Annotated in this window: 15 protein-coding genes; 3 read left to right on the plus strand and 12 right to left on the minus strand. The window is 43.5% G+C overall.

Annotated features, from left to right (window positions below):
- Positions 1–7: 7 nt before the first annotated feature.
- From kdsA to HMPREF9448_RS10765, 11 genes are all read right to left on the minus strand, one after another.
- Positions 8–835 carry a 3-deoxy-8-phosphooctulonate synthase gene (gene kdsA / locus HMPREF9448_RS10715; protein WP_008862590.1) on the minus strand — a complete coding sequence of 276 codons (828 nt, stop codon included), beginning with the start codon at positions 833–835 and terminating at the stop codon, positions 8–10.
- Positions 835–1,548, minus strand: a complete 714-nt coding sequence (locus HMPREF9448_RS10720) for a 16S rRNA (uracil(1498)-N(3))-methyltransferase (RefSeq protein WP_008862591.1) — start codon at positions 1,546–1,548, stop codon at positions 835–837. Before HMPREF9448_RS10720 ends, kdsA begins: the two co-directional genes overlap by 1 nt.
- Before the next feature lie 17 nt (positions 1,549–1,565).
- Positions 1,566–2,828, minus strand: coding sequence for a nucleoside permease (locus HMPREF9448_RS10725; protein ID WP_040296173.1), 1,263 nt, complete (start codon positions 2,826–2,828; stop codon positions 1,566–1,568).
- A gap of 159 nt (positions 2,829–2,987) precedes the next feature.
- Positions 2,988–3,572: a bifunctional nuclease family protein gene (locus HMPREF9448_RS10730; protein WP_008862593.1), complete on the minus strand. Its 585-nt coding sequence runs from the start codon at positions 3,570–3,572 to the stop codon at positions 2,988–2,990.
- A gap of 258 nt (positions 3,573–3,830) precedes the next feature.
- Positions 3,831–4,892 (minus strand): tRNA 2-thiouridine(34) synthase MnmA, encoded by a 1,062-nt coding sequence (mnmA, locus tag HMPREF9448_RS10735; RefSeq protein ID WP_008862594.1) that lies wholly within the window; start codon positions 4,890–4,892, stop codon positions 3,831–3,833.
- A gap of 46 nt (positions 4,893–4,938) precedes the next feature.
- Positions 4,939–5,400: a DoxX family protein gene (locus HMPREF9448_RS10740; protein ID WP_008862595.1), complete on the minus strand. Its 462-nt coding sequence runs from the start codon at positions 5,398–5,400 to the stop codon at positions 4,939–4,941.
- Between the two features lie 189 nt (positions 5,401–5,589).
- Entirely contained in the window at positions 5,590–6,480 is an 891-nt protein-coding gene (locus tag HMPREF9448_RS10745) for a DUF5106 domain-containing protein (protein WP_157260370.1), read from the minus strand.
- Between the two features lie 198 nt (positions 6,481–6,678).
- Positions 6,679–8,019, minus strand: a complete 1,341-nt coding sequence (locus HMPREF9448_RS10750) for an MATE family efflux transporter (protein WP_008862597.1) — start codon at positions 8,017–8,019, stop codon at positions 6,679–6,681.
- Entirely contained in the window at positions 8,009–8,590 is a 582-nt protein-coding gene (locus tag HMPREF9448_RS10755; protein ID WP_040296241.1) for a DUF3109 family protein, read from the minus strand. Before HMPREF9448_RS10755 ends, HMPREF9448_RS10750 begins: the two co-directional genes overlap by 11 nt.
- Positions 8,591–8,687: 97 nt before the next feature.
- A complete protein-coding gene (gene gpmI / locus HMPREF9448_RS10760) occupies positions 8,688–10,202 on the minus strand; it encodes a 2,3-bisphosphoglycerate-independent phosphoglycerate mutase (protein WP_008862599.1) in 1,515 nt (504 codons plus the stop codon).
- Between the two features lie 375 nt (positions 10,203–10,577).
- Complete coding sequence (locus tag HMPREF9448_RS10765; RefSeq protein ID WP_008862600.1) at positions 10,578–12,722, minus strand: leucine-rich repeat protein; 2,145 nt, start codon at positions 12,720–12,722, stop codon at positions 10,578–10,580.
- Between the two features lie 168 nt (positions 12,723–12,890).
- Between HMPREF9448_RS10765 and HMPREF9448_RS10770 the strand changes: the two genes are divergently transcribed.
- Positions 12,891–15,266, plus strand: a complete 2,376-nt coding sequence (locus tag HMPREF9448_RS10770) for a hypothetical protein (RefSeq protein ID WP_008862601.1) — start codon at positions 12,891–12,893, stop codon at positions 15,264–15,266.
- Between the two features lie 181 nt (positions 15,267–15,447).
- On the opposite strand, the gene rplS is transcribed toward HMPREF9448_RS10770, so the two are convergent.
- Positions 15,448–15,795 carry a 50S ribosomal protein L19 gene (gene rplS / locus HMPREF9448_RS10775; RefSeq protein ID WP_008862602.1) on the minus strand — a complete coding sequence of 116 codons (348 nt, stop codon included), beginning with the start codon at positions 15,793–15,795 and terminating at the stop codon, positions 15,448–15,450.
- A gap of 251 nt (positions 15,796–16,046) precedes the next feature.
- Here rplS and HMPREF9448_RS10780 point away from each other — a divergent pair, with 251 nt between their 5' ends.
- Positions 16,047–16,922 carry a bifunctional metallophosphatase/5'-nucleotidase gene (locus HMPREF9448_RS10780; RefSeq protein ID WP_008862603.1) on the plus strand — a complete coding sequence of 292 codons (876 nt, stop codon included), beginning with the start codon at positions 16,047–16,049 and terminating at the stop codon, positions 16,920–16,922.
- Between the two features lie 13 nt (positions 16,923–16,935).
- Positions 16,936–17,709: a 5'-nucleotidase C-terminal domain-containing protein gene (locus HMPREF9448_RS10785; RefSeq protein WP_008862604.1), complete on the plus strand. Its 774-nt coding sequence runs from the start codon at positions 16,936–16,938 to the stop codon at positions 17,707–17,709.
- Positions 17,710–17,712: the final 3 nt, after the last annotated feature.

Below are 17,712 nucleotides of genomic sequence, written 5' to 3' on the forward strand. Positions count from 1 at the left end.
TTATATGTTACTTATCTTTACTACCCAAAGACATTACAGCCTGCCGAATGCACACTAACCTTGTCAGCAAGCCTTCCAAAAGATCCAACGGCAACATATTGGCTCCGTCCGATTTAGCTTTACACGGTTCGGGGTGAGTCTCCATAAACAACCCATCGACACCCACAGCGATACCTGCCCGGGCGATAGTCTCTATCAATTCCGGCATTCCTCCGGTCACGCCTGAATCTTGATTGGGCCTTTGCAACGAATGGGTAGCATCGAGAATAACCGGGAAACCGAACTTCTGCATAATCGGAATGCCCCGATAGTCGACCAACAGATCTTGATAACCGAAAGAAGTTCCCCGTTCTGTAATCATCACATCGTTATTCCCCGCATCCACGACCTTTTGAGCGGCAAACTTCATGGCCTCGGGCGACAGGAATTGGCCTTTCTTGATATTCACCACTCGCCCTGTTTTTGCAGCAGCCACCAACAAATCGGTCTGGCGGCACAAAAATGCCGGAATTTGCAACACATCGACATACTCGGCAGCCATCTTAGCCTCCTCGGCCGTATGAATATCGGTAACGACAGGTATTTTGTATGTATCGGCGACTTTCCGTAATATTTTCAAAGCCTTCTCATCGCCTATCCCGGTAAACGAATCAAGGCGAGAACGGTTGGCCTTGCGATAAGAGCCCTTGAAAATATAGGGTATCTGCAACGATTCTGTTATCCCGACGATCTTTTCCGCAATATCCATCGCCATGTACTCTCCTTCTATGACACAAGGACCTGCCAACAGAAAGAAATTACCGCTATCGGTATATTTAAGATTTTCGAGTTTCATTATTTCGATTTTAACTGATTCAACACTTGTATCGTATGGCAGGCAACTACTCCGGCCGTTTCCGTACGCAACCGGCTCTGCCCCAACATCACCGGCTGAAATCCACAAGCAATAGCTTGCTCTACCTCTTCGAGGCTGAAATCGCCCTCAGGACCTATCAAAATCAAAGCATTCTCTCCCGGGCGATATACCTCGGAGAGTTCTTTCCGCTCGCCCTCCGCATAGCAATGAGCAATGAATTTCTGTCCATCGAAAGGACGGGCGACAAAGTCCGAAAAGGCCTCCATTTCGGACAATCGGGGCAAAACAACTTTTAAGGATTGCTTCATCGCCGAAATCAGAATTTTGTTCAGACGATCGAGTTTTAACTCTTTCCGTTCAGAGAATCGGCATTTCAACAAAGCAATCGAATCAATGCCTATCTCCGTGACTTTTTCGGCAAACCACTCCATTCTATCGAGATTCTTCGTCGGCGCAATCGCTACATGCACTTGTGCCCGCCACGGATTGGGAACTTTCGATTTTTTCAATATCCGTATGCCACAACGCTTCGGATGCACCAGAACGATTTCGGCCAGATATTTATTTCCTCCCCCATCGACAATTCCAATCTCGTCACCTTCGCCCATACGCAAAACTCTGACACAATGCTGGCTTTCCGCCTCAGGGAGCTCATGCACACTTTCAATATCGGGAGCATAAAATATCTGCATAGGACCTCGTTAAAAGATTAAACTTTCTCTGCCTTGACTTTGGCTTGATGTTTATAGTGGAACGTCAATGCAAACAAAATACCGATTACACAAGCATAAGCCGCAAAGATAGTCCAACATGCCGGCCAGTCGGTCACCACGCCATTCTCGCTATGATAAGCGATAACCAACCCAGCACCGTAACCGCCCACGATAGAGCCCAGTCCATTCGTCATCATCATGAAGATACCCTGAGCACTGGCTTTTATGGAAGCGGGAGCCTCATCGGCAATGAAAAGAGAACCCGACACATTGAAGAAATCGAAGGCCATACCATATACGATCATCGATAATACCAAGAATACGACCGGGAAGCCCTCGGGACCGCCGATTGCGAAGAATCCAAAACGCAATACCCATGCCATGAAACTGATGATCATCACCCTCTTAATACCGTATCGGCTCATAAAAAACGGTATCGCCAGAATAAAAAGAGTTTCCGATACCTGAGAAAGAGAAGAGAGTATGACCGAATATTTCACAGCCCAAGCCTCGGGGTGAGTCGCCTTGAAGCTATCGAGAAAAGGAACGCCATACATATTGGTCACTTGAAGGGCTGCCCCCAACAAAAAAGAGAAAAGCAAGAATACGGCTGTACGGTAATTCTTAAACAAGACCAAAGCATCCAATCCCAACACAGACATGAGCCCGTTATTCTTCATCGCCTTAGCCGGAGGACAAGCCGGTAAAGTGAAGCAATAAAGTCCCATTGCGGCAGAAGCGCACGCAGCCATAATCAACTGCCCATTATTGGAGCTGAACCCGGTGAGGTTATCTATCCACATAGCGACGATAAACCCTATCGTTCCCCAAACTCTCACGGGAGGATAGTCCTTAATGCGATCCAATCCGGCTTTATCGATAGCATTATATGCAACGGTATATGACAATGACAGAGTGGGCATATAGGCCAGCATATTGACCAACATCGCTATTTTGAACAAATCATAATCGGTAACGAACGCCGCACAAAAAAGAGAAATAGCTCCGACCCAATGCAGAACTCCCATCAACCGTTCGGCATTCACCCACTTATCGGAAACCACGCCTATAAGCGCAGGCATAATAAGAGAAGCTATACCCGATAGAGCAAACACACTGCCCACGAGTGCACCGTCGAAAGCCAAGCCCCCGTCTTCAACGGGTGTCGTCATATATAATCCCAATGTACAGAGCCATGATCCCCAGATAAAAAACTGGAGAAAATTCATGACTATCAGTCGAATTTTTACACTTTCCATATTCTTGCGTTTGTGTTGTAATAATTTCCTTTTTTACAGGACATGGTTTAGATTATCTGTCAAAAATAAAGCCGATCGAGCACTGGAATACCTCACTTGTCCGAGCATCTTACCGACATGCGGCTTATTTCATGCAAATCTAAAAAAATATCGGTGTTCTTACAAGTTATTATCTCTTTTATTCAGCTCATCTTGAATACGAGCGGCTTCTTCATAAGCCTCGGAAGCAATAGCCTTTTCCAAGCGTTCTTTAAGTTCCTTACGGGAACAATTCGACAAACTCTTTTCTTCGGGGAGTTCTTCTGTCTCTACGACTTCTTTACCTTCATTTTCTTCATAAACAAATCCTGCCTCGTCTATAATATTCTGCATGACATATATGTCGGACCGTGTACGCAAAGCTATGGCTATTGCATCGGAAGTACGGGCATCGATACGAATCTCACGCGTACCATCGTCAAAAAGCATTTCCGAGGAAAAAACTCCATTCTCAAATTTATAAATACAAACCTCTCTCAAACGAATACCGAACCCGTGAGAGAAACTCACAAAAAGATCATGAGTAATCGGACGAGGCGGAACAATACCTTCCAAAGATATAGCTATAGACTGAGCCTCGGACACTCCTATCACGACAGGAATACGACGAGGCCCATTTTCTTCGGCAAGCACCAAAGCATACGCACCTTTTTGTACTTGACTGTAAGTCAACCCCAACACCTTTAATTTTATACGAGTATCCACGTCACCACATTTTTAATCATACAAATATAGCGAAAGGCGAGTGCAAAGACAAACGGAAATCACATTTCCGACTTGACTCTGCCGAACCGTATCCTATATTCTACAAATATAATGAAAGGTGTGTGCAGAATAAAACAAATACGCTTGTTTTTCATACCGAATCGTATCTTATCTCTCGGTTTGGCAAAGATCTCCTCCTCTTTTGTTCAGGCTCAGAGGGAACTATTATTTATTCTATTCCGAATACAAGAAGCATCGTTACAAAGTAATTACTCCACTACCGACGCAAATATGGCGTTCCTTATCGTACACGACAGCAAATTGTCCGGGAGCGATACCCTGTACCGGTTCCTTCGAAGAGATAGAATACGACTTGCCCTCCTTAATTAAGAGACCTGACGTAAAATCGGGGGTATGCCTGTTCTTAAAAGTTATCTCGACAGGCGATTCCATCTCTCCCCACGGGTCATCTGTAATAAAATGGAACTCCGCCAACTTTAAAACCTTCCCATATTGTTTCTCCGTTCCATACCCGTTCGATACGAATATCGTATTGGTATCGACATCTTTCGCCACGACGTACCACGGACCGCCACTCAATCCGAGTCCCTTCCGTTGTCCTATCGTATGAAACCAATATCCCTTGTGAAATCCCAATATCTTACCGGTTTCGAGCTCTACTATCGCCCCTTGTCGTTCGCCCAAATGTCGACGGATAAACGCATTGTAGTCGATATTCCCCAAAAAGCAAATACCTTGACTGTCACGTCTGGAAGCATTAGGGAGCTTAGCCGAAACAGCCATCTCCCGAACCTCCTGTTTCAATAAATCGCCGATAGGAAATAGCAAATGGGAGACCTGAACAGAGTCTATCTGTGCCAGAAAATCGGTCTGATCTTTCTTTTTATCTCTTGCCGTGGAGAGATAAATTTTACCATTCCTCTCGGTCGTCGTAGCATAATGGCCGGTAGCCGTTTTATCGAACGCATGCCCCCAACGTTCCTCAAAGAAACCGAATTTGATCATTTTGTTACACATCATATCGGGATTAGGGGTTAATCCGAGTTTCACCGTTCGCAAAGCATATTCCATAACATGGTCCCAATATTCCCTATGGAGAGATACGACTTCAAACGGAAGTCCGTACTTACGCGCAATATAAGTACACATTTCTATATCCTCCTCGGCCGAACAGTCGCCTTCGTCATTGTCCATTCCTATGCGAATGTAAAATAAAGTCGGGTCTATCCCTTGCTCTTTCAGCCGATGCACAACAACGGCACTATCCACTCCCCCAGATAATAATACGGCTACGTTCATCTATTCGTTCTCTAATTCCGGTTCCGGTGATACCTGTCTTTCAAAATTAAACTTCTTCCATGCTTTCTGACGAGGTTTCTAAATGAAAAGTCTTCACGAAGAAGGCATCCGCAGAATATCGTCCGGGACCCGCAAGCAGTATAAAAGTATAAATTCCCAAATAAAGCATCGGTAATTCTGCCGTCGACAGGCTAATCGGAGAAAAGGTAAAAAAAGCTGCAATAATCATAGAAAACATCAACGGTAAAACCGCCAACCTTGTCATAAATCCCAACAGCACCAACGAGGAACAACCAACCTCTACCAATATGATAAGGATTAACGACAGCTCACTACTCATTCCCATAGTTGCAGGAAACGTAGATTTCAAAGTATCGAACTGTTCTATTTTGGCGATGCCGTGAGTCAGCATCATGAAACCGATAAACACCCGTAACCCTAGTTTTGCCCAATCGGACAATCGTTCACACAACAAAAAGCGGGAGACCGTTTTAGCGAAATTCTTCATATTCAATTTTGTTAATTCAATATTTAAATAACAACCGAATTGCTCAAATAGATTAAATAGAAAAGACTTTGTGGTCGATTCTTCCTTTTTCAGGTGTTATTGGGTCAAAAAAACCTATGCTCACGCACAGAGGGGATCTCAAATGGACGATTCACATCGTTTACACAGAATCAAAACCACAAAGTCTTTTTACTTATTTTCCTTCAATATCTTTTCTACTTCTTCCAGCGAAGTATTGCGCAATATTATTTTCTTATCTTTATCCACCAAATACAAAGCAGGCATAATCCTCAAATCGAAATAACGGTCTCCATTTTCCATAGAAGCCACCACCCACTCTTTGGGATATTTCTCAACACTGCCCAACCATTCGTCCGTCTCTCCATCGGGATAAACCGACAAAATAACGAGTCGTCCTTCTCTTATTTCCTTCAATAAGGCCTGCGAAACACTCAACCTCAAAGTAGTCAACGAGCAATCATCGCATTCGGGATCGTTAATATATAACAGGACAAAAGGAGCTTTTAATTTCTTAACACGGAACTTCTTTTCTTTTCCCGGTAATTTATATTCAAAGTCGGTCAATTCCATTCCCAATTGGTTTTTAGTCAAAACATCATATTGATAGGAATAACGCAACTTACGTAACTTATCCACTTTTTTCGAATCGAGCACCGCTTTTACAAACGGCAAATAGGCTTCCTCGCTAACTAAATGCCCCTCTCCACTATATAGATATTTATCGGCTATATCGGCATACATCAACAATATATCTTCATCGCTCGAAGCCCGCCTCAATAAAATATCAATAGATTTCAATGTGCTCTCTCGTGAAGCGATACGCATAATAGAGGTAAAATCGACGAAAGCCTGTTCCGGAATTTCCCTCGCATCCAAATATGCGCGGTTTTCAATATCAAAATTATCCCAATAATGGGCAATTAAATATTCGCTTCTAACATCGGGCGTCACCAAACTATCGGGAATATCGGGCAACTGATATGGACGGACAGACTCTTCTTGTGCCTCCGACATTACAAAGGTACATGCGAATATACACAACAGAATTTTTCTTACCATAAAATTTCCCATATAACTAACCCAAGAGTAGGAGCAAACACCCTTGACTATATCGATGTATAATCCGTTTTTGCATCGGTTGCAAATATACACAAATTATCGTAAACAGCAACCCATTTGACTTTTATATTTAGTTCATTCGTACTAAATATAAAATATTAAATAATTTCTATACTAAAAAACAGCCCGATTATTTTTTTAGATTTTTTTATTTTCCCACTTTCCCCATTTCATATAAGCCGCCGAAAATAAAAGGATTCCAATGGCATAGATATGCTCTGTCGTCCAGCAAATAGCAACATCGACCCTCAGATAAAATATCATAATCGCCACATAGACGACATAGAGCACCAGCGCCATCAGTTCCAAAATAAACGCAGCACGAGTATTGCCTGTCCCCGAAACCGACTGAAAATAGACATTCCCCGGAACTATAAAAATATAGGCAGAACAAAGGACAAACAGAGACGGAAGCGATGCCGAAATAAGATCGGGCATATCGGTGTAAATGCGCAAGATCCAATTGGGACAAAGGATAAAAAACAATATAATCAGAAACACAAACAAATATGCCATACGGATACACTGATTCAACGTGCCCCGTACATAGCGAGTATTTCCAGCTCCTATCAAATTACTGATGAGCGTACTACATGTCGAAGAGAACGTAATGACAATCATAAAAGGCAGGGCCGATACGTTACGAATAATATTCGTTATGGCCAACGATCGCTCGCCCAGATGTTCCACAGCGATAAAAAACAGGAACCACGTAGACATGGATATAAAATTTTGAACCATCGTCCATACAGAAATATTCAAAATATTTCCCAAAGGTTCTCCATTCCGCAAACCGAAGCGATTTAATCCATATTTTTTGACATCGACTCGTACACGAGTGTAAACGACAAAGAAAATTACCGATACCAACTCGGCCAAAGAAGAACCGATGGCGGCTCCTGCAATTCCCATAGCCGGAAATCCCAATTTCCCGAAAACCAGAATGTAATTAAACACGACATTCGACAATACCATGACAATCGAATTGAGTGTCAGAGTCTTTGTTTGGGTTGTTCCCACGAAAAAGGCGCGGAACATCACGGCTACGAATGAAAAGAAAAATCCATATACCCGCCAGCGAATATAACTTACGGCAGCTTCATGAACATGAGGCGAATCGATAAATCGTTCGAGAATCAAAGGCGAAACGAAATGAGAAGAGACAAACAGCACCAACGCTACTCCCAGCAAAAAATAGGTTCCCTTATAAAATATCGGGCCTATCTTCGCATAATTTCCTTCTCCGTTTCTCCGCCCCATAATGATTTGCGCTCCCAAGCTAAACCCGAAAGCAATCATATAAAATGTCATGTAATAGACTCCGGCAATGGCCGAAGCTCCCAATTCGACTTCACCGACACGCCCCATAAAGGCGGTATCGGTCATGCCGATGAGTTGCTCCATAACGAGACTGATAAGAATCGGATAGGCAATGAACCAAATCTGTTTATAGCTGAATTTTACCGGATTATTTCCCATACTCTTTCAAATAAGCCTCGGCGGCTTCACAAAGATCGTTATACCACTTTTCTCCAAACCTGCGAATCAACGGTTCTTTCAAAAATTCGTAAACCCTCACTTTTTCCCGGCGGCCCAATACTTCGGCGGCCTTGCAAATTTTCCAACGGTGATAATTTACCGCCGCAAAGTCTTTGTATTCTTTCAAACGCACAGGATACAGATGACAGGAAACAGGCTTGTAAAAATCGATTTTCCCCTCTCGAAACGCTTTCTCTACGGCACATTGGCACATTCCGTTTTTACCGTAACAGGTAAAAACACAATCCTTACCATTCACGATAGATGTCACCAAATCGCCCTCTTCATCGACATAGGCAACTCCTTGCCGTTCGATAACGGCCTTCGCTTCGGGTAACAAATCGTCCCAGATAACCGGAAGAATTTCTTTCAGTTTACGACATTCTTCCTCGGAGACCGGAGCGCCGGCATCTCCCTCAATACAGCATGCCCCCAAACATTTTTCGAGATCACAGATAAAAAAGCGTTCTATGACATCGAGGCTCACCAGCGCACTACCTACTTGCAGCATAATTTCTTCGGATTCTATCGTTTTCATCTATCTTTATGAGGAAGAAAAGCCGGAACGCAAAGCATACGTTCCGGCATATCGTCATCGTCGATCGTTGTTATTTCAACAAATCATGTCCTGTCATTTCGGCCGGCTGAGGCAATCCCATGATGTGGCAAATCGAGGGAGCTACATCGGCCAAAATACCATCTTCGACCCGTGCGTTCTTGTTCTCCGTCACATAAACGAAAGGCACAGGATTCAACGAGTGAGCCGTATTGGGTGTTCCATCGGCATTCTCGGCATTGTCAGCATTACCGTGATCAGCTATGATAATCACTTCGTAACCGTTGGCCTTAGCAGCCTCGACGGTATCGCGCACACAAGCATCGATAGCCACGACAGCTTTTTCGATAGCCGAATAGACACCTGTATGTCCCACCATATCGCCGTTAGCATAGTTCACGACAATGAAGTCGTATTTATTTTCGTCGATGGCGGCTACCAATTTATCTTTCACTTCATAGGCACTCATCTCGGGTTTCAAGTCATAGGTAGCTACTTTGGGAGAAGGAACCAAAATACGATCCTCTCCCTCGAACGGAGTTTCGCGACCGCCGTTAAAGAAGAAAGTAACATGGGCGTATTTCTCGGTTTCGGCAATGTGCAACTGGGTTTTATGCGATTTCGACAAATACTCGCCCAACGTGTTATGTACATTCTCTTTGTCGAAAAGAATATGAACACCCTTGAACGAGGCATCGTAAGGCGTCATGCAATAGTATTGCAAACCGGGAATCGTGTGCATACCGGCCTCGGGCATATCTTGCTGCGTGAGCACAATCGTCAGCTCTTTGGCGCGGTCGTTACGGTAATTGAAGAAAATAACCACGTCGCCCTCCTTGATTCGCCCGTCGCAAGTCGTGTTTACGATAGGTTTGATAAATTCGTCGGTTACATCGGCATCATACGATTCCTGCATGGCTTGCACCATATTATCCGATTTACGACCGATACCGTTTACCAAAAGGTCATAGGCTTCTTTCACCCGCTCCCAGCGTTTGTCGCGGTCCATCGCATAATATCGTCCGATAATAGAGGCTATCTTTCCGGCCGATTTAGCGCAATGAGCCTCCAACTCCTCGATAAATCCTTTACCGCTGCGAGGATCGGTGTCACGACCGTCCATGAAGCAGTGGATAAACGTATTTTCCAAACCATATTCTTTGGCGATGTCGCACAACTTGAACAAATGATCCAGCGAACTGTGCACCCCTCCATTAGAGGTCAGCCCCATAAAGTGGATATTCTTACCGTTGTCACGCGCATAAGAGAACGCAGAGACAATTTCTTTGTTCTGTAAAATGGAATTGTCGGCACAGGCTTTGTTGATCTTCACCAAATCTTGATAGACGATACGTCCTGCACCGATATTGAGGTGACCTACTTCGGAATTTCCCATCTGACCATCGGGCAAACCCACATTCTCGCCACTTGCTTGCAACTGCGAATGAGGATAGGTTTTCAACAAATAGTCCCAATAAGGAGTGGGGGTATTATAAATCACATCTGCGTGCGAATGATTACCGATGCCCCAGCCGTCGAGAATCATCAATAGTGCTTTTTTACTCATCTTCTATATCTATTTAGAGTTATCTAATTTCATATATCAACCGACAAAAACAATGCCGAACTTTCCGAAGAGAAACTCTCTACCCCGACATCTTTGCTTTCTCCGGATATCCCCTGCCAAATTGCGGGACAAAGATAGCGAAAGATGAACACAGAGACAAACGGAAATCTCATTTCCGACTTGGCTATGCCGAACCGTATCCTATCTTCGTAGTGACAAAGATACGAAAAACCAAGAGCAGAAACAAATTTACTTGATTATACCGAGAGGAATATTATATTCAATTTATTTCAACAATCTTTTTAACTTCTGCCCCAAAAACAAAAATCCCCGAAGGTTGCTTTACACCCCCCGAGGATTTTTCCTATCGTGCATTTACCGCTTTACGATTTTATACGTCCTGTTCTGGATACGACACAAGTACACACCTCGTTTGAGAGCCGACATGTCGAAAGTCATAGCCCCACCGTAGGCCCTGTCCGAAAGCACCAACCGACCGGTCATATCGTACAAGGTAATAGATGTTCCCGTGGTTACCCCCTCGATATGCAACATATCGTCTACGGGATTGGGATAAATCGACACTTGGTCTGCTTCATGCTCCTCCACGGCATCGACATAGTGCACCGACACATGGCAAGTAGCCGTCAGTGCCCCATCGTTCAACGATACGGTAATATCGGCCTCGCCCTCTTTGTTTGAATGAACAATCCCGGTTTCAGAAACCGTGGCTACCATCTCGTTACTGCTTGTCCAACGAAGGCCCGAAAAAGTAGCATGCTCGGGATAGACCGTAGCCAACAGAGACAAGGCTTCATCTTCACGGGTTATCTGGTAACTCTCTATATCGAGTATTAACTTTGTAGGAGCCACATCAGGGAAAGTCTCTATCGTATAGAAAAAACGCCACGGAGCCGTACGACGATAAACCTCCTCGGCCGATGCCGGCACCACCAGAGTGCCATCGAGAGTAACTGTTGAAAATGTAGTCATCGTCGCTTCCGGGGGAGTAGCGCCCAAGCAAATAACCTTTGACAAATTTTTACAACCCGAAACATCTTGCATGGTCAATATCATACTACCAACTGTCAACGTCGACAAATAGGCACACTCATTAAACTGCGGCGCACCACTAATCTTCCGCCCTATATATAGTGTATCAATCATCATATTGCCACCATTGAAACACTTGCCTTCAATCAAAATAGGCCGATTCCCATCTTTTAGTTCCAATGATGAAACAGAGTCACAGTCCACAAACGACGAAAGAATAGAATCTACCGAAGCGGGTATAGACAAAGACTTTAACCGTCTACACTCCCCAAAAGCCTCAACACCTATTTTTTTAACTGAATTACCTATCGCAAGGTACTTCATATTGCTACACCCCTTAAAAGCATAGTCTTCTATACGTTCTACCTCATCGGGAATGGAAACAGATTGCAAACGACTACAAGAAGCAAAGGCAGATGTGCCTATGGTTGTTACACACTGAGGTATGTTTACTACTGTCAATCCTGTACAACCTTGAAAGAGAGAAGCCTCTATCCGCAATAAATTTTCTGGCAAAACGACACTTGTTAAACCGGTACAACCCTCGAAAGCACCTTCTCCAATATCCTTAATATTCATCAAATCGAGGGTACCCTGCAAAGGACAACCCTTATATGCATAAGCTCCTATTTGCGAAACGCTCTTTGGAAGAGAAATCTGCTTCAACTGAGTGCAACCATAAAAGGCCGTGTCACCTATTACTTCCAAACCCTCGGGCAATACAATCTCAGTTAATTGGTTACAATTTCTAAAAGCCGATTTACCTATCCGTTTCACCTCTTCGGCTACTCGATAAATCCCCGAAAAATTTTTAGGGCAATACAACAATTCTCTCTTATCCTTACTATACAGCACGCCATCCTCAACCATAAAATAGGGATTCTCTTCGTCAACAGTAATCGAGGTCAAAGAATCGGAGTTCAAAAATACATTCTCCCCTATCGTTTCTACCGATTTTCCCAAATGCACATGAGTCAGTCCAATACAGTTAGCAAACGCATAATTGCCTATTGTCTTTACCTTATCGGGAATAACAAGATCTCGCAACGAATAACACCCATAAAATCCATAATCACTTATTCCTAATAAGGCTTCCGGTAAATCAATTGATTTAATTCGACTGTAAGCCAAACTACCCAAAGAGCTGAGTGTATTCGGCAATTCCAGAGACGTTATCTTACTCACACAGGAATAATAATCCGGATAACTCGATGAAAAACTTGTAACTCTAAAAACTTGCCTATTATAAGTTATAGTTTCAGGGATCGTTACAGCACCTCTATAAACAAACGGTTGCCAACCCACTCTAAATTCCATATAAAGAGTCACAACGTTTGCTGTTTTTTCACTTTCAAAAACATAATACATTATATTATCAGATTGATAATAAGGATATTCTGGTGGATATCCAAACGAAGGTGACATGTACAACATGGACAAAATCAACAACACCACTACTTTTTTCATAGTAAACCTCCTTATATTTTGTGTTTTGTAAAAGTAAGAAAAAATCTGTTTTTCACAATAATCGGCAGCCACTTTTTTCAAAAATATTTTATATTATATCATCATGCCATAAAATCACTTCTTCCCGATTCTACTTTTGCCGTGTATTAATCATTAAATTTTTTAATTATGACAGCAAATGAAATTTTAGCGGATATCGAAAATTACGAAAAGTTCGATCCGGTTAAAGGAACAGTCGAAGGGAAAACTTATGTAGTAGTCCCGACTACTACAAAAACAGACAAAGATTCAGACGTCGTTATCAATAGGCATATCACCTTAGCCCACAACACAACGTTGATTTTTGCCGGAGGAAAAATCTCAGGGACAGGCACACTCACCGGCGACAATACTCGGTTGATAGCCCCTATCACCCAAATTTTTGGCGAAGACATCACAGTCGACGGCATTTGGGTAATGGATCGCGCCTATCCTCAATGGTTCGGGGCAAGAAACGATATTTCCAACAATGAATTTTGGCATCTGCGCGTTGCCTGCGAAGCAGCCAAATCTACCGAAGAGAACCCTCTCGCCCCCGAAGCTGAAAAAGACAAGATTGAAAAAGCTCGCGATACGGCCTTAAAAAACTTAAAAGCATGGAAAGTAGACTCCTCCGATGCCATCAACAAGGCCATGAAGCTGAAACATGCCGGAGAAGTATTTCTGCCCAAAGGAGAGTACGCCATTTGTAAAACTTTGAAAGTTCCTTATGGTATTGTACTTCGAGGAGAATTGGCCGACTATCGTTTTAACATAAGCGACGGACAATTGCCTGCCGGTGATTATCCATTAGGAGGAGACACTACTCCCGACGACCTTTCGTCTTATTATAAATTGGGGACTGTTATTCGCCCCTTAAACACCAACTATCCGCTCACAGTCGATAGTGACGGGACGCCTATCACTTCGTTCGACAACAATTTTGCGGTTGTCATCAACCCCAACATTCACCCGAACGAGAATCATAATAAGGCATGGGAACAGGAATTTCCTCCTGCTTTCACTACGATACGAGATATCCAGTTTAACAATTTTTGGACAGAGACTCCCAGCATGCGGGGAATCTATGCGATAGGCGGCATGAAAATCGAGAATGTCAGTTGGAGTCAATTCGTGCAAGCCGTAGCCACACCCGACGATATGTATTGCGACGGAAAGACCATTATCAACTGTGGTTTTAGTGCTCCTACGGGCTGCATATTCAAGGACTTTGTCTTCGAAACCTTAGTAGAAGAGCCCAAGAAAATAATAAAACGATTTGCTCAGGACCAAAAAGAGTATTACGCTTTCGATCTAAATGGATTAGGCGATAATCTCTACTTCCATCGGAATCACATGAATATGAATGAAATCGCCGGAGGATTGAAATTGTCGAAATCGAATGGGGCTCAAATTAGTTGCAATATTATCAACGACAATATTACATTCTATGATTGCAAAGGCATTTCTTTTTCTGCCAACCACTGCGAAAATGGTATTCAAGTAAAAATATCCAATTCTCAAATCGTTTTTTCCAGTAACTATTTCCATAAAGGGTCAAAACCGACATTTCTCATTAGAGATAACAATGCGCGAGGATCGGTCAATGTGCAATCGTCTACAATAACCCTACAAAACAACTCTTTGGTTTTCTTAGACCACGAAGATGAAAGTTCCAACCTTTATATCGGAAATATCAGTCCTTACGATATCCAAACCGACGGGTATCTATCCTTGTCGATACAAAACACCTATCGATACCGTACTCCCAGAAATGCCGCAGGAAGCATGCACGGGTGTGGACTGGCCATTCTTAAAGAGATTTGGACTATTGGAGAACCTGAGCCTGAATTGATTCCGTTTACCGAGTTCAACGATTTGAGTTATCTCTTATCCGGGAGCTCACTTATCAAGCCCAACTTCCATATCGTACACAACCATGTGGTGAACAACACGCAATTTTTCCGAGCCTCGGCTATGCCCAACAACAATATCGTATGGTTCCTCGAAAAAGGCGCATACCATTACCGCATGCAGACTATTTGGGATAAGAAACGACTAATCGGCAGTTCAACTTTAACCTTAGGCGATTTCAATTTAGGAGAAATTGGTTCTAATCCCAACATGGGAAAACCGCAAGGTCTCTTGTTGAATATAGGGGCTAATTCTTATGACGGTCCCAGCGACGGAAATGGCAACCAAGTAGTCATTCGACTCATGCGAGCCCGTGCGAACGGGAATACAGCTTATCACAGTATTGAAATTCCCGTTTGCGGAACCCGCTTCCTATATGACAATGGTCTGTCGGTATGCGGCTTCAAATGGAAGCAAGAAACATCGATCGCCCCGTTGACAGTCAACACCATGATCCAATCTATCCACTTTGTCGGCGACAACGTTGTCTGCAAAGGAACCGCTTGTCCTACCGTTGGCGAGTGGACTGTGGGTGACATTGTTTACAACACAGGTACGGCATCGAACAATGCCATGTGGATATACACTGCAAACGGCTGGCAAGCCCGATAAAAAATAGATGAGCTCTACTTAGAAGCTGTTTTAAATTTATTGAGAAATAACATTATCATTGCAAGCAGGTATGTTCCGGCCATATTGAGCCCCCGTCTCGGAATAAATTTAAAACAGCTTCTTAAAACATAAAAACCGCACCGAATATTCGGTGCGGTTTTTATATGCCTTGTAAGAAAGATTAAACTCTTCTTTCTTTAATACGGGCTTTTTTACCGGTCAACGCACGCAGATAATAAAGTTTAGCGCGACGTACTTTACCGCGACGGTTCACTACAATCTCTTCGATGAAAGGCGACTCGATGGGGAAAATTCTTTCCACACCTACATTACCCGACATTTTACGAACCGTGAAACGCTTTTTGTTACCGTGACCCGAGATACGGATAACATCTCCGCGGAATTGCTGGATACGCTCTTTGTTACCCTCTTTGATACGGTAAGATACGGTAACAGTGTCACCACTACGAAACTCGGGGTGCTCTTTACCGCATGCGAATGCTTCTTCTGCAATCTTTACTAAATCCATTTTTAATAGCTATTTAAAATGTTCATACTGAAACGTAATTTAACAGGCCACTTCTCCTGCCAGAGATTACGAAAAGCGGGGCAAAGTAACGACTTTTTCGCCACATAAACAAATATGCCGTCGATTTTTTCAGACAAACCGCTCTTGCAAGGTTAACAAAATTCAATCTTGGGAACAATTTTTGATATATTATCTTCAAATTTGTAATTTCGTCCAAGAGAAAAAAACGACATACTAACATTCTTCACATCATGATAAGAAAACTCATAGGAATAACGGCCATATATTTGTCCGTTTCTTTGTGCGGACTGGCACAAACCGAACGCATCGTCATTCTGCACACCAACGACACTCACAGCCAAATGGAACCTTTCGCAGCCACCCACAAAACATACGGAGGTTTGGGAGGAGTGATGCGGCGTATGGCTATTATAGACAGTATCCGCAATGCCGAACCTAACGTATTATTAGTCGATGCCGGTGACGCTATTCAAGGGACACCCTATTTCAACCTTTTCAAAGGCGATGCCGAATTCGAAGCGATGAACGCCATGCGTTACGATATTCGCACTATCGGAAACCATGAATTTGATGCGGGTATGACCAAACTGGCTCAACTGATAAAAAACTCGACAGCCGATTTTATCTCTTCCAACTACGACGTATCCCATACACCTTTGCACGGGACCTTGCAACCGTGGGTCATCAAAAAAGTCGGGAAATATAAAATAGGATTTTTAGCCTTGAACGTCAATCCCGATAATCTCATTCCTTCGGAATCGTGTAAAGGGGTGATATTCCACGATCCTATCCAAGCAGCCAATGAAACCGCAGCTTTGCTTAAACAAAAAGGTGCGGATATCGTTGTGGCCGTATCGCATTTAGGATACACGGCACAAGACAAAAAAGACGTCACCGACCCACAAATAGCGGCAGCGAGCAGCGACATAGACATCATCATCGGGGGACATTCGCATACGGTCATCAATCCCGACAGTATAGACAATAATCCTCTCTCTACCCTACAATACCAAGTTAAAAACAAAGATGGGAAAAACGTACTCATCGCTCAAACCGGAATGAGCGGAGCTTACTTGGGTTGCATTACCATAGAACCTCGAAACTAACTACTAAATCGTTATGAAGAAATTAAATACATACTGTTCCATCGGCTGTCTTTCGGTCGTTTTGTCAATCCTCTCGTCCTGCTCCACGTCCCGACAGGAATTCGACATTTCTTACAAACTCATTCCCGTCGATGCCCGTTGGGACAAGACTCCCGAACCGCTAATGGAACAAATAGTCGATAAATACAAGACAAGTGTCGATAGCATAATGAGTATCGTCATCGGGAAATCGAGCCAATACATGGCTCCGGGCAGACCTGAAACCTCATTGACCAACCTCTCGGCCGACATCATAAAAACCGAAGTTCAACGAGATTTCGGTCAACCGATCGATTTCGCAATCATCAATACAGGGGGGATACGCAATCCACTCATGCAGGGAGATATTACATTGGGCGAAATATATTCTATCTTCCCTTTCGATAATACATTATGTCTCATAAAACTAAAAGGTTCCGATGTACGCGAGTTACTCAATATCGTAGCTTCCCGGAACGGAGAGGCCGTGAGCAAAGATGTACACATGACTATTGCCGACGAAAAAGCCATCGAACCGACCATCAACGGCAGACCTATCGACGACGATCGTATCTATTCCATCGCCACGATAGACTATGTAGCCAACGGCGGGGACCACATGACCCCGTTCCTGAATGCAATAGAACGAAAAAACAGCAACACTTTCATGAGAGATGCCGTTATAAATTTCATCGAGAGAGAAAACCGGGAGGGACACACCATCGCACCTCCCAAAGGGGGACGCATAATCTCATCGAATAACAAGTAACCA

This window comes from Barnesiella intestinihominis YIT 11860 (genome assembly GCF_000296465.1).
Classification (GTDB): Bacteria; Bacteroidota; Bacteroidia; order Bacteroidales; family Barnesiellaceae; genus Barnesiella; species Barnesiella intestinihominis.